This window comes from Sphingobium fluviale (assembly GCF_004122115.1).
GTDB classification, from domain to species: Bacteria; Pseudomonadota; Alphaproteobacteria; order Sphingomonadales; family Sphingomonadaceae; genus Sphingobium; species Sphingobium fluviale.
Map to the genome: position 1 here is coordinate 232,045 of NZ_SBKP01000001.1, position 13,514 is coordinate 245,558.

Here is a 13,514-nt window from a genome sequence, read left to right on the forward strand (position 1 = left end):
TTGGCATCGAACGACAAACGCCAGCTCCCGCACGACGAAATACATTAAGGGTGTGACAATGGGTTCATCTTGGAATAAACCCTGCCCACGGCGGCGCTGGAGGCCGCGGTAAATTCAAAATCATAGCATGGGGGAAGCCATGACCAAGTTTTTCGGAAATCTTCATATGGTGCTGGTCGTCGGCCTGCTGCTGGCGATCGCGGTGATGTTTGGCGCGCATGCGGACATGGTGACGGTAAGCGCGGTGTTCCGCTGGTTGCATCTCTTCTTCGGAATCGTCTGGATCGGCCTGCTCTATTATTTCAACTTCGTGCAGATACCCACCATGCCGAAAATCCCGGCAGAACTGAAGCCTGCGGTAGGCAAGCACATTGCGCCTTCCGCGCTATTCTTCTTCCGCTGGGGCGCGGCTTTCACAGTGCTGACCGGCCTCGTCGTCGCCCATCTCTCTGGCTATCTGCACCAGGCGCTGGCACTGCAAGAGCCGTTCCGCCTGATTGGCATCGGCATGTGGCTGGCGCTCATCATGGCGTTCAATGTCTGGTTCGTGATCTGGCCGGCGCAGAAGAAGGCGCTGGGCATTGTTGCCGCTGACGATGCCACCAAGGCTGCGGCAGCAACCCGCGCGATGATATTCTCTCGCACCAACACGCTGCTGTCGCTCGCGATGCTCTATGCCATGGTCAACGCCAATCACGGCTAAGCCGGGCTGACAGATCTATCAAAAAAACGGGGAGAAGGCGGCAGATGCTTCCTTCTCCCCGTTTTCATATTATAGCCGCACGCATGACCGACCTTTCCGACATATACGAGGAATATGAATTCCTCGACGCTGACGACCGCTATCGCTTGCTGATCGAGCTGGGCCGTGCGCTTGAAGCCATGCCTGATGCGCTCAAGACCGACGCGACTTTGGTGCGCGGATGCTCTGCTGCTGTCTGGGTTTACCCACAGCGCACAGACGAAAACCGGCTGCATTTTCTAGCAGACAGCAATGCCGCCATCACCAAGGGCATCATCGCGCTCGTGCTAAAAACGGTGCAGAACAAGACAGCGGCAGAAGTGGCAGCCACCGACATTGAAGGCGCGCTCGCACCTTTCGATCTCAAGAACCAGCTCTCCTCCAACAGGACTCAGGGCATCCCCAACATGATCGCGCTGATCCGCGAAACCGCCGCGCGGTATGACTGAGGGGGTGACGCAGAGCGTATCGCGCCCCATATAGCGGCGTATGACCAAACTCTCCCTTCTCGATCTTGTCCCCGTCACCGAGGGCGGCACTGTGCGCGAGGCGCTGATCCGTGCCGCAGACCTGGCCCGGCACGCCGAGGCGCTGGGGTATCACCGATACTGGACAGCCGAGCATCATGGCATGCCCGGCATCGCGTCCGCCGCCACCTCTGTCGTACTCGCCCATATCGGCGCGGCGACCAAGACCATCCGCATCGGCGCGGGCGGCATCATGCTGCCCAATCATGCGCCGCTTCCCATTGCCGAGCAATTCGGCACGCTGGAGGCGCTTTTCCCCGGCCGGGTCGATTTGGGGCTAGGCCGCGCGCCCGGCTCTGACCAACGCGTCGCGCAGGCGATGCGCCGCAATCTCATGAGTGGCGCGGAGAGCTTCCCGCAGGATGTGATGGAGCTGCAAGCCTATTTCGCAGGGGACGCGCGGCTGGGCTTCACGGCGACACCGGGCGATGGCGCGGATGTGCCGATCTGGATCCTGGGTTCAAGCCTCTATGGCGCTCAGCTCGCCGCCCATCTGGGCTTGCCCTATGCCTTTGCCTCGCACTTCGCGCCGGACATGCTCGACGAAGCGCTGCACATCTATCGGCGTGATTTCAAACCGTCAGCGCAGTTGCAACAGCCCTATACGATGGCCGGGTTCAATATCTTCGCCGCCGATACAGCGGAAGAAGCGGAACTGATCGCCACGTCGATGATGCAGACCGTAGTCGCGCTGCGCACTGGCCAGCCGGGGCAGCTCAAGCCACCTATAGCGGGATATCGCGATACATTGCCGCCAATGGCGCAATCGATGCTGGCCAATTTCTTCGCGGCATCGAGCATCGGGACGCAAGCGGACGTGGAACGCGATCTTGCCGCTTTCATCCGCCGCACCCGCGTGGATGAGGTCATTGTCAGCGGGCATATATATGATCCCTCAGTGCGCAAACACTCGCTAGAGATCGGCATGGCGGCGATGAAAGCTATCGCGGCGGTTACGGCTTGAAGGTGCGGCGCTCCTCGGCGGTGCGCAGCACATCATAGGCCGCCTGTATCGCCTGAAACTTGAGCGCGGCGTCCTTGTCATTGGGCTTCACATCGGGGTGATTGGCCTTCGCCAGCCGTCTCCAGCTCTTGCGGACGGCCTCGAAGTCCGCGTCCACTTCCAGCTCCAGTATCTCCAGCGCGCGCATCTCGTCACGGCTTCTCGATCCGTCGCCCGCTGCGCCCCAGCCATAGAAGGCGCCGCCGGAAAAGCCGCCCGCGTCGCGCCGCTCATCATGCTCGCGCCTTGCCCGCTCTTCCTCGTCCAACCCCTGAAAATAGTCCCAGCCGCGGTTATATTCGGCGGCATGAGCCTGGCAGAAATACCAGCGCTCCTTGCTGTTGGGCGATTTGGGCGCAGGGCAATCTCCCCGCTCCTCGCAGCCATGCCGATCACACAGGCGCACCTGGCTCGCCGCGCGATCCGCGCCATATCCGCCCCAGCGGGGAAAGCCCCAATCGTTTCTGCGTCCTGCTCGTGCCATAAGCCGTGCAGTGTAGCCGCCGAACATTGCGGAAGGAAGACGCAAGGACGACACAGGGCAGATTTTTCTCGTCGCCTTTTGCGCCACCCTTTGCTAGGGCGGGCGGGCCAGAGGGTCGGGCGGCCGCGGCGGGGGCAACCCCGGCGAGGAAAGTCCGGGCTCCACGAAACAACGGTGCCGGATAACGTCCGGCGGGGGCGACCCCAGGGACAGTGCAACAGAGAGCAGGTCGCGTCAGCCGCAAGGCTTAAGGCTTCGGCCGCGCGAAGGTGAAAGGGTGCGGTAAGAGCGCACCGCGCCCCCGGCAACGGCGGGCGGCACGGTAAACCCCACCGGGAGCAAGACCGAATAGGGACGGCGCGCTTGCCCGCAAGGGCCAAGCAGGGTGTTTCGCCCCAGATCGTCCGGGTTGGTTGCTTGAGGGGCGGAGCAATCCGCCTCCTAGAGGAATGGCCGCCCATCCGCCCGAACGTCCCTCACGGGAAACGGCGGCGCGGTGGACAAAACCCGGCTTATAGACCCTCTGGCGCTTTTATTCTCAAGAAAAACAGTCCCATACTGAAACAATTGTGGAGCGCCTTCATTTCAGTGTGAATTTTACTTGTCAGGCCGCGTATGTTTTGTGATGAGCCGCGTGTAATACTTCTCTGGGGGACAGCATGAAACTGGCAAAATGGGCAAGCGCGGCGATTGCAGGCGCGATGATGGCGGCGCCGCCGGGGAACGCGGGGGCGGTCGTGCTATTGGATCAGTTGTCGCAGGTTCAGAATGCGCCGAGCAATATTACGGGCTTCTATGCCGCACCAGTAGGATATGCCGATCCAGTTATTTTTGGCTCTAGTCCTTTTACGGGCAGCCATTTTACATCAGCACAAAGCCTGACCGCGAACGCGACAGGGACCCTTGACCATGTCGACTTCTCCGTATTCTTCAATTCTGCAGCTTTTGGTGTAGGTTCTGGCAACCTCACTCTCTCGCTGATTGACGGAGATTATGCTTCGGGCGCACAAAAGGTAGTTGGTCAAGCAGCATATGACTTGGCAGCTCTGCCAAATGTCGAGTTTGACGCTAATATTCTGAATTTTACTTTTCAGACCAGTTCTTTTAAATATCGAGTTAAACAAGGCCAGAAAATTAGCATCGTTTTCAGTACTGAATCAGCGAATACGGGCTTGATATATTTCAACGGAGGATATGCCGAGTATGATTTCAGTACAGGATCACCTGTTCTCTTGAACAGCTATCTTCCTAATTACGCCGGCGGTAAGCTAACTGTTTACTCGGATGGTAACGATGTCACCAGCGCAATGGGCGTAGATAACGACCTGACCTTCGCCAGCTATGTGGATACGAGCAGCGGCGCCCCCGAACCCACGACATGGTCCCTCCTCATTCTCGGCTTTGGCGGCATCGGCGCGGCGATGCGGCGGCGGGTGAAGAGCGCTGCGGCGCTGGCGGCCTGACCCCACCCCTCATCCTCGGATCGAGTCACCAGCCTCAATCCGAGCCGAAGGGGTAGGAGAATATAGCATCAATCCCCCGTCGGCTTGGGCAGCAACAGCGCCAGCAATATCGCCCTGCACTCGCCGCAAATCACCCCGTCGATCACTTCGGGCCTGAACCTCCGCTGGAACGCGCGCACCGCTGCCTCCGGCTCCTTGATGTCATAGCCAAAGCGCTCCAGCGCCAGCATGAAGGCGCTGTCTGACCAGAGCGGGTCCATCAGGTGCTTGGTCGGGCGCGGCAGGGCGAGGCGCAGGCGCGCGAGGCGGCCCCAGGGAAACAGCTCGCCTGGGTCTTGCTTACGGCCCGGCGCGACATCCGAATGGCCGACGATATTGCCGCGCGTGATGCCGTGGCGCGTCACGATGTCGTGCATCAGCGGGATCAGCGCATCGATCTGCGCGTCCGGAAAGGCGCGATAGCCCCATTCATGGCCGGGGTTGACGATCTCTATGCCGATGCTGGCGGAGTTGATGTCTGATATGCCGCGCCACCAGCTCTGCCCTGCGTGCCAGGCGCGATGCTCTTCCGCCACCATGCGCACGACCTCGCCATCCTCGGTCACGACATAATGCGCGGAAACCCTGGATTCCGGGTTGGCGAGCCAGTCTATTGCGCTCTGCGCATCGGGCATGCCAGTGTAATGCAGCACCAGCATGGAAACCGGCAGCTTGCGCACGTCATGATTGGGGGACGGCCGTTCTTTCACCGGATGTTGTGCCCCTGTCCTGCCCTTGTTTCCATGCGATGATGCACAATGACGGACTGCGACGCAACGATCAAGCGGGATCGACTCTCCGATACACTCCGCGATGCTCCGGGCTGGCGGTGAAATCTGTCGTGAGGCCGATTGTCGTCTCGCCTGCACCAAGCAATAGCGCCCCGCCCGATGCGCAATAGCGCGCGAGGGCAGAGAACAGCGCGCGTTTGCGCTCCGCCGTGAAATAGAGCAGCACGTTACGGCACAGGATGAGGTCGTATGTGCCGGTGGGCGCCTGCGGGGCGACGAGATTATCGATGCGGAAGTCAATCATGCCGCGCACCGCCGGGCTGATGCGCCAGTCGTCGCCCTCCGGCTCCATCCAGCGCAGCATATCAGACACAGGCAGGCCGCGCTGCGCCTCCATCTGGGGGATCACGCCAGAGCGCGCCCGCGCTATCGCAGTGTGGGAAATATCGGTTGCAAGGATCTCTATCCGCCAGTCCGGCCAACGAGCGCGGTTGTTCTGGAACAGCATGCCGATCGAAAATGCCTCCTGCCCGGTCGAACAACCCGCACACCAGATGCGCAGCTGCTTCTCGCGCCCCAGCGCCTCGGCGTGGCGCATGGCGGCGGGGATGAGCTGATCGCCGATCAAGGCGAATATATGCGCATCGCGGAAGAAGCTCGTTTCGTTGTTGAGCAAGGCATCGACTGCCTGCGTGCCCATTGCGCCGCTCGCATCCGCGCGGATGGCGTCAGCCAGCGCATCCAGCGTTTTAAGCCCATGCGCGCGCAGCACCGGGCCGAGCGACGTCTCGATACGCCACAGCCGGTTTTCCGACAGGATCTGCCCGGTTCTCTGCTCCAGCAGTTCGGTCAGCATCCGCATGGCGGGGGTAAGGATGATTTCCTTCATGCGCCCACCCCAGACTGCTCTTGCAGATAGCGCGGCATATCGGCGGGAGCGAGGCAGGCAGAGACCAGACCCGCGCGAGCTGCCGAACCGGGCATGCCCCAGACGGTACTGCTCGCCTCATCCTGTGCGATCACCGCGCCACCCGCCTTGACCAGCGCCTTGCTGCCTGCCGTGCCATCGCGCCCGATGCCGGTGAGGATGATGCCGAGTGCGCCGCCGCCATAACAATCCGCCATGCCGGCAAACATCGGGTTCACCGAAGGCAGGGCGGAGGAGAAAACATCCCGCTCCGCGATCAGCCGCACGCGCACCTTGCCACCGTCGCGAATACACGAGAGGCTGGCCTCGCCGGGCGCAATATAGATATGGCCGGGGCGCAGCGCCTCTCCCTCGCGCGCCACGCTGACTGGCAGGTCGCACATACGCGCCACCTGCTTTGCGTAATGAGGGATAAAGGCGGCCGGCAGATGCTGGGTAATGAGGATCGGCGCATCGGGTTTTGCCAGCCCCGCAGACAGCAGTTCCGCCAGCGCGTGAATGCCGCCGGTCGAAGCGCCGATGCCGACGCATTCCAGACGAAATCCTACCGGGAACGGGCGCAGTACCATGGGCCCGCCCTCTGCGTCGCGCGGCGCGCGTGCCGATGCGAGGCGGCGAATACGGCACAGAAGCTGCGCGGCAAACTCGCGGCCGGAGTGCCCGCTCGCAGGTTTGGCGAGCGCATCGCTCGCGCCAATCGAGAGCGCGGCTACGGCCGTCTTGCTGCCACGCTGGCAATGAGAGGAAAGCATGATCACATGCCCGTCATGCGCCGCATCCAGCATATGGGGCAGAGCATCCAGCCCGTTACGCCCCGGCATTTCATGATCGAGCAGGATGATGTCCACCCGCTCACGCGCAAGAAAGGCAAATGCCTCGTCCGGGCTGCCCGCACGGCAGACCAGCTCTATATCCGTCGCATCATTCAGTATGCCGCCAATAACCGAGCGCGTGACCGCCGAATCGTCCACCATCAGCACCCGCACCGGAACCTTGGTTGGGGCGCTGGGCACATGGGCCGGTAAAATGGCGTTCATCGCCCGATCCTGAACGAAAAGCAGGCTATGCTGGCTTAGAGCACACCAACAATCTGAAGCTTGCTTTCCAGCGTGTCACGGTCAAACGGCTTCATCACATATTCGTCCGCACCGGCATCGAGCGCGGCCTTGATATGGCCCAGCCCGTTTTCTGTGGTGCAGAAGATCACCTTGGGGCGGCTGCTATGCGTGGCAGTCAGCTGCTGAAGGAATTCCATGCCGCTCATCACCGGCATATTCCAGTCCAGCAGCACCACATCGTGATTGCCGCTCTGACACTGGCTCAGCGCTTCGCGCCCGTCACAGGCCTCGCTGACCGTAATGTCGAGGGATTCGAGAATATGACGCGCGACCTTGCGAATGACCTTTGAGTCATCCACCACCAAGCAGTTTTTCATAGCGGCTTTTCCTGAAAAGTTGGCCTTATTTCATGATTATAGGATACAAAGCTGAGCGAAAGGTAAACAGGTGGGTCAGGCTGCTTGCGCGGAGAGGCAGGAATCGAGAAAACTCGCGAGCGTCACCACGAAATATGGCTCACCCCCTGTCTCGATCACGCCTCTGGCATAGGATTGCCAGGTCGGTTCTATCCTGCCGCATATGGGGAGCGGCGCAGCTTCCACGGTTTGGATATCGTCTACCCTATCCACCAATATGCCATAACCATGGCCGCCGATCTCGCAGACGATGGCATGGCAATCGCCGTCATGCGCACGCGCATCATCGGGCAGCTGGCGCTCGCTGCGAACCAGAGTGGCTGCATCGATGATGGTCAGCACCCGGCTGCGCAAGGCCGCGAGGCCCGCGACATGCCCAGGCACCCCAGGAACCGGCGAAAGCTCGTGCAGCCGCACCACGGCATCCACCTCATCGGTGCTGATGGCGACAGCGGTGCCCGCGATCCGTGCGAACAGATAAAGCGCGCTCATGCCGTCACGCTCCCCCTGCCCAGCGCAGCAATAGCGCCAATCAGCGCATCCTGATCATAGCGATAGATGCTTGCGTCTTCCGGCCCGCCCGGCTGGCTGGCGCGGCGCAGGCGAACGACAGGGGCATCAAGCGGCATCGCCTCGGCCTGAGCATCGTCTAATGTCAGTACCACGACATCGCCCTGCGCGGCTTCCATGTCCTTGCCTGCCCAGACCACCTCAAAGCCCGCCTGCGTCAGCAAAGGAGCCAGTATCTCGCGGTTCCACGGGTCATCCGCATCGCCGATCAGGCAACGCGTGGGCTTGACAGCGCCCTCCGCAGGAATGTCCTGCATACCGGCGAGTGCCAGCAGCGCCATGCTGTCCACCACCTCGACCTGCCGACCATTGAGCAGCACCAGCCCTGCGACAAGGCCATGGCGGGCAGACATATCCAGCTCGGTAGACACATCCTCGATGTCCAGCACCATACGAATGGGATAGCATAGCTCGTGAAGATCATCGCGGATGCGCAGACATGTCACCTCGCGCATCCCTGGCTGACACTCGGCCTCGCCCACCGCGCGCGCGCAGTTGACGATGCGCCCGCCCAGCGTGACATAGGGCCGCCCGGCCGAAACGCCGAAATGATCGAGCGCGATATCCTCCACCCGCTCCACCAGCGAAAGCCGAATGATCCGCTCCTCGCCGGACAGCTCAATATAGCGCAGGCCGCTATAGCTGGCGCCCTGCAAGGCTGCGCCGGCATGATCCTTGGCCGATTGTTCATTCGTCTCGAAGATCAGCGGCAGCTGCGCCACTTCGGCTATGCCGCCCGCGTCCAGCAGCAGCATTGGCTGGCCGTTATCCGGCAGAGTCATACCCGCATAGATACCAGCCGCCATTACCATCGGCGCAGCAGGGCGGATCACCAGCTCCTCGTGGTTTTCCACGGCGGCGACGCCGAGGATATAGGGGTTTCCGCCAGTCGAACGCACCAGCATCAGCGAGCGCGGCCCATGCCGCTCCAGCATCGGCATGCCGATCACCTCTTCCAGATCGATCATCGAATAACGGGTATCGCGGATCGTGGCGGTCTGGCCGCCGCCCAGCCGCGAAACGAAGACGGTGGGGTTATTGTCGTGCAAAATCTCCACGACCGCCGAGCGCGGAATAGCGAAGTTGATGCCGCCCGCATTCAGGATCAGTCCCGGAATGATCGTGAGCGTGAGCGGCACGCGCATCGTGATGGTAAGGCCGCGCCCCGGCTCGCTCGACAGCGAGATCAGCCCGCCGATCCGCTCGATATTGGCGCGAACGATGTCCATGCCCACGCCGCGCCCGGAAATCGCGGTAACGGCCTGGGCGGTGGAAAGACCGGGGGTGAAGATAAGGTCAAGCTTGGCCTGATCGCCTAGCAGCGCCGCTTCCTGCGCATTCATCAGCCCGGCGGAGACCACCTTGGCGACGACCGCATCGGTATTGATCCCGCGCCCGTCGTCCGCCACCTCGATCACGATCTGGCTGCCGGACTGGTGCGCCGATACCCGCAGCTGCCCTGCCTCGCGCTTGCCCGCCGCGCGGCGCTGTTCGGGCGTTTCTATGCCATGATCGATGCTATTGCGCACGATATGGGTGAGCGGGTCGATCACCGCCTCCACCATTTCGCGGTCCATCTCGACATCGCCGCCTTCGAGCACCAGCTCGATTTTCTTGCCCAGCTCGCGCGAGAGGTCACGCACCATGCGCGGGATTGCCATGAAGAGGCGGTCCACCCGCTGCATCCGCGTTTTGGAAATGGTGTCGCGCATATCGGCGATGCAGCTCGACAGGCGCTCGAACGCCGCCTCAAGCTCAGGCTCAGGCTCGGTCACGCGCAGCTTGCGCGACAGCTCGTTGCGCGCCAGCACCATATCTGACACGCCGTTCATCAGCTGATCGATCAGCATCAAGGGCAAGCGGATGGTCCGTGCGGCGCCGGGCAGGCGCGCCTGCGCCTCTTCATTATCGGCGTTGCCTGCATCCCCATCGCCACCACCCTGGCCGTGATCGCCACGCGATAGTGCAACGCACTGCCGCAGCGTGGCGATAATGACCTCATCATCCTTGCGATCGAGCGTATCGCCAGATTCGATGGCGGCACACAGCTCTGCGATGCGATCCATGATCGCGAGCACGGCGGTGATCGTCGCGGCATCAGGCGTGCCCTCGCCGCCGCGCATTTCCGAGAGCACATCTTCCGCCGCATGGCTCAGCTTTTCAAAGCGCGGCAGGTTGAGGAAGCCGGAGCTGCCCTTGACGGTGTGAAAAAAGCGGAACAGCTCGTCGAGCCGGACGCGGTCAGACGGGTCCGCCTCCAGCGCCACCACTACATTGGCGAGCGCTTCCAACCCCTCCTGGGTTTCCGCTACGAAATCGGAAAGCAGTTCTTCCATTCACCCGCTCGCGACACCTGTTCTCAGGCATGATCGAACAGCCATGGTTAATTCCGCGTTAAAAACGGGGAATAATCGGAAGTTATGTGGGCAAAACCGCGCCAAAAACCAGAGCCGGTTCGCCGGGGGCGGACAGCATCATCGAGCCGCCCGCGCGCTCAACCATCTGGCGCGCCATCCATGCTGCGGCGGAGCGGGATGTCACTGCATCGTCGCGCAACTGGCCGGAGAGCGCGGCGCGCAACTCCTCATCCAGCACGATCTTTTGCCCCTGCCCGCGCACGGCCAGTTCGATGCCGCCGGGTTGTATCTCCACCCCTATATCGAGCTGTCCGCCGCGCACCAGCGCATCGCCCGCAATCAGCGCGAGGTTGAGCAGCACTTTAACCGCGCGCTTGTTGATTGCCTCCTGCGGCACCAGCCAGCCAATCTTCACGCGGCCGGACGAAGCGAACATCCCTTCAATCGCCTGCCGCGCTTCCTCTGGCGGCACAGCGTCGCCATAGCCGCCAGCGGAACCGAAGGCCAAACGGAAGAATTTGAGCTTCGCCGCCGATGTCCGTGCGCTTTCTGCCAACAGATCGAGGCAGCGCGCCCGCATTTCCGGGTCGGTCTCGTCGGCCATCAGCTCCAGCCCGTTGTTGAACGCGCCGACCGGGCTCAAGAGATCGTGGCACAGGCGCGAACATAGCAGCGCCGCAAAATCCAGCGCCGGATCGCCCTGTTGCCCTGTTGACTGACTGCTCATCCCATCCCCCGAAAAATACTTCCCTTGGTCTTTGCCGCCATGCCGTCAGGGAAGCAAGCATTATGGGCTATTGCCCCTCCACTTCAAACCTATTTCGGGTGAAACGGCCATGCAGCCCGTCTGTTCCTGCGCGCCACAACGCATAGCCTCCATTCGGTGCGCAGATGAGCCAGAGCGCGCCGGCAACATCCGCCATTGCTGCGTCACACACCGATGGCTCGGTGTTTCCGCCGGGGTGAGAATGATAATGGCCCAGAATCTGCGCGCCGCCAGCGCGCGCGGCCCTGTGCGCAGCGATCAGCACGGCAGGGTCCAGCTCGAACCGATGGGCAGGATCGTCGGCAATATTGGCAGCGGGGCGCGCCTCGGTAATCCGCCCCTCCCCACCCAGAAGCAGGCCGCAAACCTCCATCTCTGGCGCCGCTGCCGCCTGCGCCAAAATCTGCTCCAGCACATCTCTTGATATATGAACCACCATCCCCACATGGCTAGCCTATGGGGGAAGCAAGTTCCAGTATGACAGCCATCGTAAACGAGGCTCTTTCCGGCGCACGGCTGGACAAGGCGCTCGCCGGGCTTGTGCCGGGCCTCTCGCGCGAGCGGCTGAAGGCGCTTATCCTGGATGGCCATGTATCGGGCAAGCGGGGCCAGCCACTGCGAGACCCGGCGCTGAAAGTAGCGGCAGGGCAGAGTTTTACCGTCACTCTGCCCGAAGCCGCGCCGGCCGAAGCGGTGGCGCAGGACATCCCGCTCGATATCGCCTACGAAGACGCGCACCTCGTGGTGGTGAACAAGCCCGCCGGCCTTGTCGTTCACCCGGCGGCGGGCAATCTCGATGGCACGCTGGTCAATGCGCTGCTGCATCATTGTGGGGGCCAGCTTTCGGGCATTGGCGGGGTCGCCCGGCCCGGCATCGTCCACCGCATAGACAAGGACACCTCCGGCCTGCTCGTCGTCGCCAAGACTGACGCGGCGCACGAGGGGCTTTCCGTTCAGTTCCGTGATCACAGCATTGAGCGCCGCTATCGTGCCATTGTGCGCGGCCATCCGCGCCCGTCGTCAGGCAGGATAGAGACTTGGCTGGGCCGCTCCGATCATGACCGCAAGAAGATGGCCGTGCTGCGCGAGGGGCGCGGCAAAAATGCCATCACCCATTACCGCACGATAGAAGCGCTTAAGGGCGCGGCGCTGGTGGAATGTCAGCTGGAGACAGGCCGTACCCATCAGGTGCGCGTGCATATGAGCCATCTCGGCCACCCGCTGATCGGCGATCCGGTTTATGGCCGCGCTGGGCGGATGAAGTTTGGCAATGGCGCCACCAAGCAAAGCTTTGGCCGGCAGGCGTTGCATGCCGCCGCGCTGGGGTTTATCCATCCTATAACGAAAGAACGGCTTGCGTTTGAAAGCGCATTGCCCGCCGATATGCAGGAACTGTTAAGCCAGCTTCGCGTATAGACGGGGGCTGGCAGTGTGCAACGCCGCCGCCCACACGGGGACGGCAGAAAGGGACCAGGGTTAGAAAACATGGCCAAAGGCAATACTTCCAACGCAGTCGTGCCGGTTCTCGGCTCAGACGCCAGCCTCAACCGCTATCTGGCAGAGATCAGGAAATTCCCGATCCTGACGCCGGAGCAGGAATATATGCTCGCCAAGCGCTATCAGGAACATCAGGATCCCGAAGCCGCCGCGCAGCTCGTCACCAGCCACCTGCGCCTCGTCGCCAAGATCGCGATGGGCTATCGCGGCTATGGCCTGCCGGTTTCCGAGCTGATTTCGGAGGGCAATATCGGTCTGATGCAGGGCGTCAAGAAGTTCGAGCCGGATCGCGGCTTCCGCCTCGCCACCTATGCGATGTGGTGGATCAGGGCATCGATACAGGAATTCATCCTGCGCAGCTGGTCGCTGGTCAAAATGGGCACCACGGCGGCGCAGAAGAAGCTGTTCTTCAACCTGCGGCGCATGAAGAATAATATCGAGGCGTTTGAGGACGGCGATCTTCACCCCGATGACGTGACCAAGATTGCCACTGATCTCGGCGTCAGCGAGGAGGACGTCGTCAGCATGAACCGCCGCATGGCGATGGGCGGGGATACCTCGCTCAATGTGCCGATGCGCGAGGATGGCGAGGGCCAGTGGCAGGATTGGCTGGCCGACGATGGCCCGTTGCAGGATGAGCGCGTGGCCAATGCCGAAGAGCAGGACATGCGCCACCAGCTGCTGCTGGAAGCGATGGACAGCCTTAATGACCGCGAGCAGCATATCCTGACCGAGCGTCGCCTCGCCGAAGAGCCGAAAACGCTGGAAGAACTGAGCCAGGTCTATGGCGTCTCGCGTGAGCGCGTCCGCCAGATCGAGGTGCGCGCGTTCGAGAAGCTGCAAAAGGCGATGATGCGAATCGCTGGCGAACGGCATCTGCTGCCCGCCTGAGCGGGTTCGACTGGCTTATTTTGCGTATCAATCTGATAGAAA

15 protein-coding genes and 1 other RNA gene are annotated in these 13,514 nt (G+C 61.9%); 7 read left to right on the forward strand and 9 right to left on the reverse strand.

The features are described from left to right. The first annotated feature begins 139 nt into the window (after positions 1-139). The 3 genes from EQG66_RS01280 to EQG66_RS01290 all read left to right on the forward strand — a co-directional run bounded on the left by EQG66_RS01280 (position 140) and on the right by EQG66_RS01290 (position 2,233). On the forward strand, positions 140-703 hold the full coding sequence (locus EQG66_RS01280) for a urate hydroxylase PuuD (protein WP_129402716.1): 564 nt from the start codon (positions 140-142) through the stop codon (positions 701-703). Positions 704-786: 83 nt separating this feature from the next. After that, entirely contained in the window at positions 787-1,191 is a 405-nt protein-coding gene (locus EQG66_RS01285) for a SufE family protein (protein WP_129402717.1), read from the forward strand. A gap of 40 nt (positions 1,192-1,231) precedes the next feature. After that, complete coding sequence (locus EQG66_RS01290) at positions 1,232-2,233, forward strand: LLM class flavin-dependent oxidoreductase (RefSeq protein WP_129402718.1); 1,002 nt, start codon at positions 1,232-1,234, stop codon at positions 2,231-2,233. On the opposite strand, the gene EQG66_RS01295 is transcribed toward EQG66_RS01290, so the two are convergent. Continuing rightward, entirely contained in the window at positions 2,223-2,756 is a 534-nt protein-coding gene (locus EQG66_RS01295) for a J domain-containing protein (RefSeq protein ID WP_129402719.1), read from the reverse strand. The two genes, EQG66_RS01290 and EQG66_RS01295, sit on opposite strands and share 11 nt — an antisense overlap. A 107-nt stretch (positions 2,757-2,863) precedes the next feature. Here EQG66_RS01295 and rnpB point away from each other — a divergent pair. After that, an RNA gene (gene rnpB / locus EQG66_RS01300) (RNase P RNA component class A) lies at positions 2,864-3,287 on the forward strand. A 128-nt stretch (positions 3,288-3,415) separates the two neighbouring features. Beyond that, positions 3,416-4,219 carry a PEPxxWA-CTERM sorting domain-containing protein gene (locus EQG66_RS01305; protein ID WP_129402720.1) on the forward strand — a complete coding sequence of 268 codons (804 nt, stop codon included), beginning with the start codon at positions 3,416-3,418 and terminating at the stop codon, positions 4,217-4,219. A gap of 68 nt (positions 4,220-4,287) precedes the next feature. On the opposite strand, the gene EQG66_RS01310 is transcribed toward EQG66_RS01305, so the two are convergent. The 8 genes from EQG66_RS01310 to EQG66_RS01345 all read right to left on the reverse strand — a co-directional run bounded on the left by EQG66_RS01310 (position 4,288) and on the right by EQG66_RS01345 (position 11,523). Beyond that, entirely contained in the window at positions 4,288-4,917 is a 630-nt protein-coding gene (locus EQG66_RS01310; protein WP_129402930.1) for an N-acetylmuramoyl-L-alanine amidase, read from the reverse strand. Positions 4,918-5,038: 121 nt separating this feature from the next. Next, positions 5,039-5,878, reverse strand: a complete 840-nt coding sequence (locus EQG66_RS01315; RefSeq protein ID WP_129402721.1) for a CheR family methyltransferase — start codon at positions 5,876-5,878, stop codon at positions 5,039-5,041. Further along, a complete protein-coding gene (locus tag EQG66_RS01320) occupies positions 5,875-6,954 on the reverse strand; it encodes a chemotaxis protein CheB (RefSeq protein WP_129402722.1) in 1,080 nt (359 codons plus the stop codon). Before EQG66_RS01320 ends, EQG66_RS01315 begins: the two co-directional genes overlap by 4 nt. 35 nt (positions 6,955-6,989) lie before the next feature. Next, the gene (locus EQG66_RS01325) at positions 6,990-7,352 is read right to left on the reverse strand and encodes a response regulator (protein ID WP_129402723.1); all 363 of its coding nucleotides are present in this window, start codon (positions 7,350-7,352) and stop codon (positions 6,990-6,992) included. A gap of 75 nt (positions 7,353-7,427) precedes the next feature. Then, positions 7,428-7,883, reverse strand: coding sequence for a chemotaxis protein CheW (locus EQG66_RS01330; RefSeq protein WP_129402724.1), 456 nt, complete (start codon positions 7,881-7,883; stop codon positions 7,428-7,430). Next, positions 7,880-10,297 carry a chemotaxis protein CheA gene (locus tag EQG66_RS01335; RefSeq protein WP_129402725.1) on the reverse strand — a complete coding sequence of 806 codons (2,418 nt, stop codon included), beginning with the start codon at positions 10,295-10,297 and terminating at the stop codon, positions 7,880-7,882. Before EQG66_RS01335 ends, EQG66_RS01330 begins: the two co-directional genes overlap by 4 nt. Before the next feature lie 82 nt (positions 10,298-10,379). Next, a complete protein-coding gene (locus EQG66_RS01340; RefSeq protein ID WP_129402726.1) occupies positions 10,380-11,045 on the reverse strand; it encodes a histidine phosphotransferase family protein in 666 nt (221 codons plus the stop codon). Between the two features lie 67 nt (positions 11,046-11,112). Then, positions 11,113-11,523: a M67 family metallopeptidase gene (locus EQG66_RS01345; protein WP_129402727.1), complete on the reverse strand. Its 411-nt coding sequence runs from the start codon at positions 11,521-11,523 to the stop codon at positions 11,113-11,115. A gap of 17 nt (positions 11,524-11,540) precedes the next feature. Between EQG66_RS01345 and EQG66_RS01350 the strand changes: the two genes are divergently transcribed. Together EQG66_RS01350 and rpoH are read left to right on the forward strand one after the other, a co-directional pair. Then, the gene (locus EQG66_RS01350; protein WP_129402728.1) at positions 11,541-12,500 is read left to right on the forward strand and encodes an RluA family pseudouridine synthase; all 960 of its coding nucleotides are present in this window, start codon (positions 11,541-11,543) and stop codon (positions 12,498-12,500) included. A 69-nt stretch (positions 12,501-12,569) separates the two neighbouring features. Then, the gene (rpoH, locus tag EQG66_RS01355; RefSeq protein WP_129402729.1) at positions 12,570-13,472 is read left to right on the forward strand and encodes an RNA polymerase sigma factor RpoH; all 903 of its coding nucleotides are present in this window, start codon (positions 12,570-12,572) and stop codon (positions 13,470-13,472) included. Positions 13,473-13,514: the final 42 nt, after the last annotated feature.

Excerpts from the sequence above, each read along its gene's own strand:
- EQG66_RS01280 (WP_129402716.1), top strand. The coding sequence starts at position 140 with ATGACCAAGTTTTTCGGAAATCTTCATATGGTGCTGGTCGTCGGCCTG.
- EQG66_RS01285 (WP_129402717.1), top strand. The coding sequence starts at position 787 with ATGACCGACCTTTCCGACATATACGAGGAATATGAATTCCTCGACGCT.
- EQG66_RS01290 (WP_129402718.1), top strand. The coding sequence starts at position 1,232 with ATGACCAAACTCTCCCTTCTCGATCTTGTCCCCGTCACCGAGGGCGGC.
- EQG66_RS01295 (WP_129402719.1), bottom strand. The coding sequence starts at position 2,756 with ATGGCACGAGCAGGACGCAGAAACGATTGGGGCTTTCCCCGCTGGGGC.
- EQG66_RS01305 (WP_129402720.1), top strand. The coding sequence starts at position 3,416 with ATGAAACTGGCAAAATGGGCAAGCGCGGCGATTGCAGGCGCGATGATG.
- EQG66_RS01310 (WP_129402930.1), bottom strand. The coding sequence starts at position 4,917 with ATGCTGGTGCTGCATTACACTGGCATGCCCGATGCGCAGAGCGCAATA.
- EQG66_RS01315 (WP_129402721.1), bottom strand. The coding sequence starts at position 5,878 with ATGAAGGAAATCATCCTTACCCCCGCCATGCGGATGCTGACCGAACTG.
- EQG66_RS01320 (WP_129402722.1), bottom strand. The coding sequence starts at position 6,954 with ATGAACGCCATTTTACCGGCCCATGTGCCCAGCGCCCCAACCAAGGTT.
- EQG66_RS01325 (WP_129402723.1), bottom strand. The coding sequence starts at position 7,352 with ATGAAAAACTGCTTGGTGGTGGATGACTCAAAGGTCATTCGCAAGGTC.
- EQG66_RS01330 (WP_129402724.1), bottom strand. The coding sequence starts at position 7,883 with ATGAGCGCGCTTTATCTGTTCGCACGGATCGCGGGCACCGCTGTCGCC.
- EQG66_RS01335 (WP_129402725.1), bottom strand. The coding sequence starts at position 10,297 with ATGGAAGAACTGCTTTCCGATTTCGTAGCGGAAACCCAGGAGGGGTTG.
- EQG66_RS01340 (WP_129402726.1), bottom strand. The coding sequence starts at position 11,045 with ATGAGCAGTCAGTCAACAGGGCAACAGGGCGATCCGGCGCTGGATTTT.
- EQG66_RS01345 (WP_129402727.1), bottom strand. The coding sequence starts at position 11,523 with ATGGTGGTTCATATATCAAGAGATGTGCTGGAGCAGATTTTGGCGCAG.
- EQG66_RS01350 (WP_129402728.1), top strand. The coding sequence starts at position 11,541 with ATGGGGGAAGCAAGTTCCAGTATGACAGCCATCGTAAACGAGGCTCTT.
- rpoH (WP_129402729.1), top strand. The coding sequence starts at position 12,570 with ATGGCCAAAGGCAATACTTCCAACGCAGTCGTGCCGGTTCTCGGCTCA.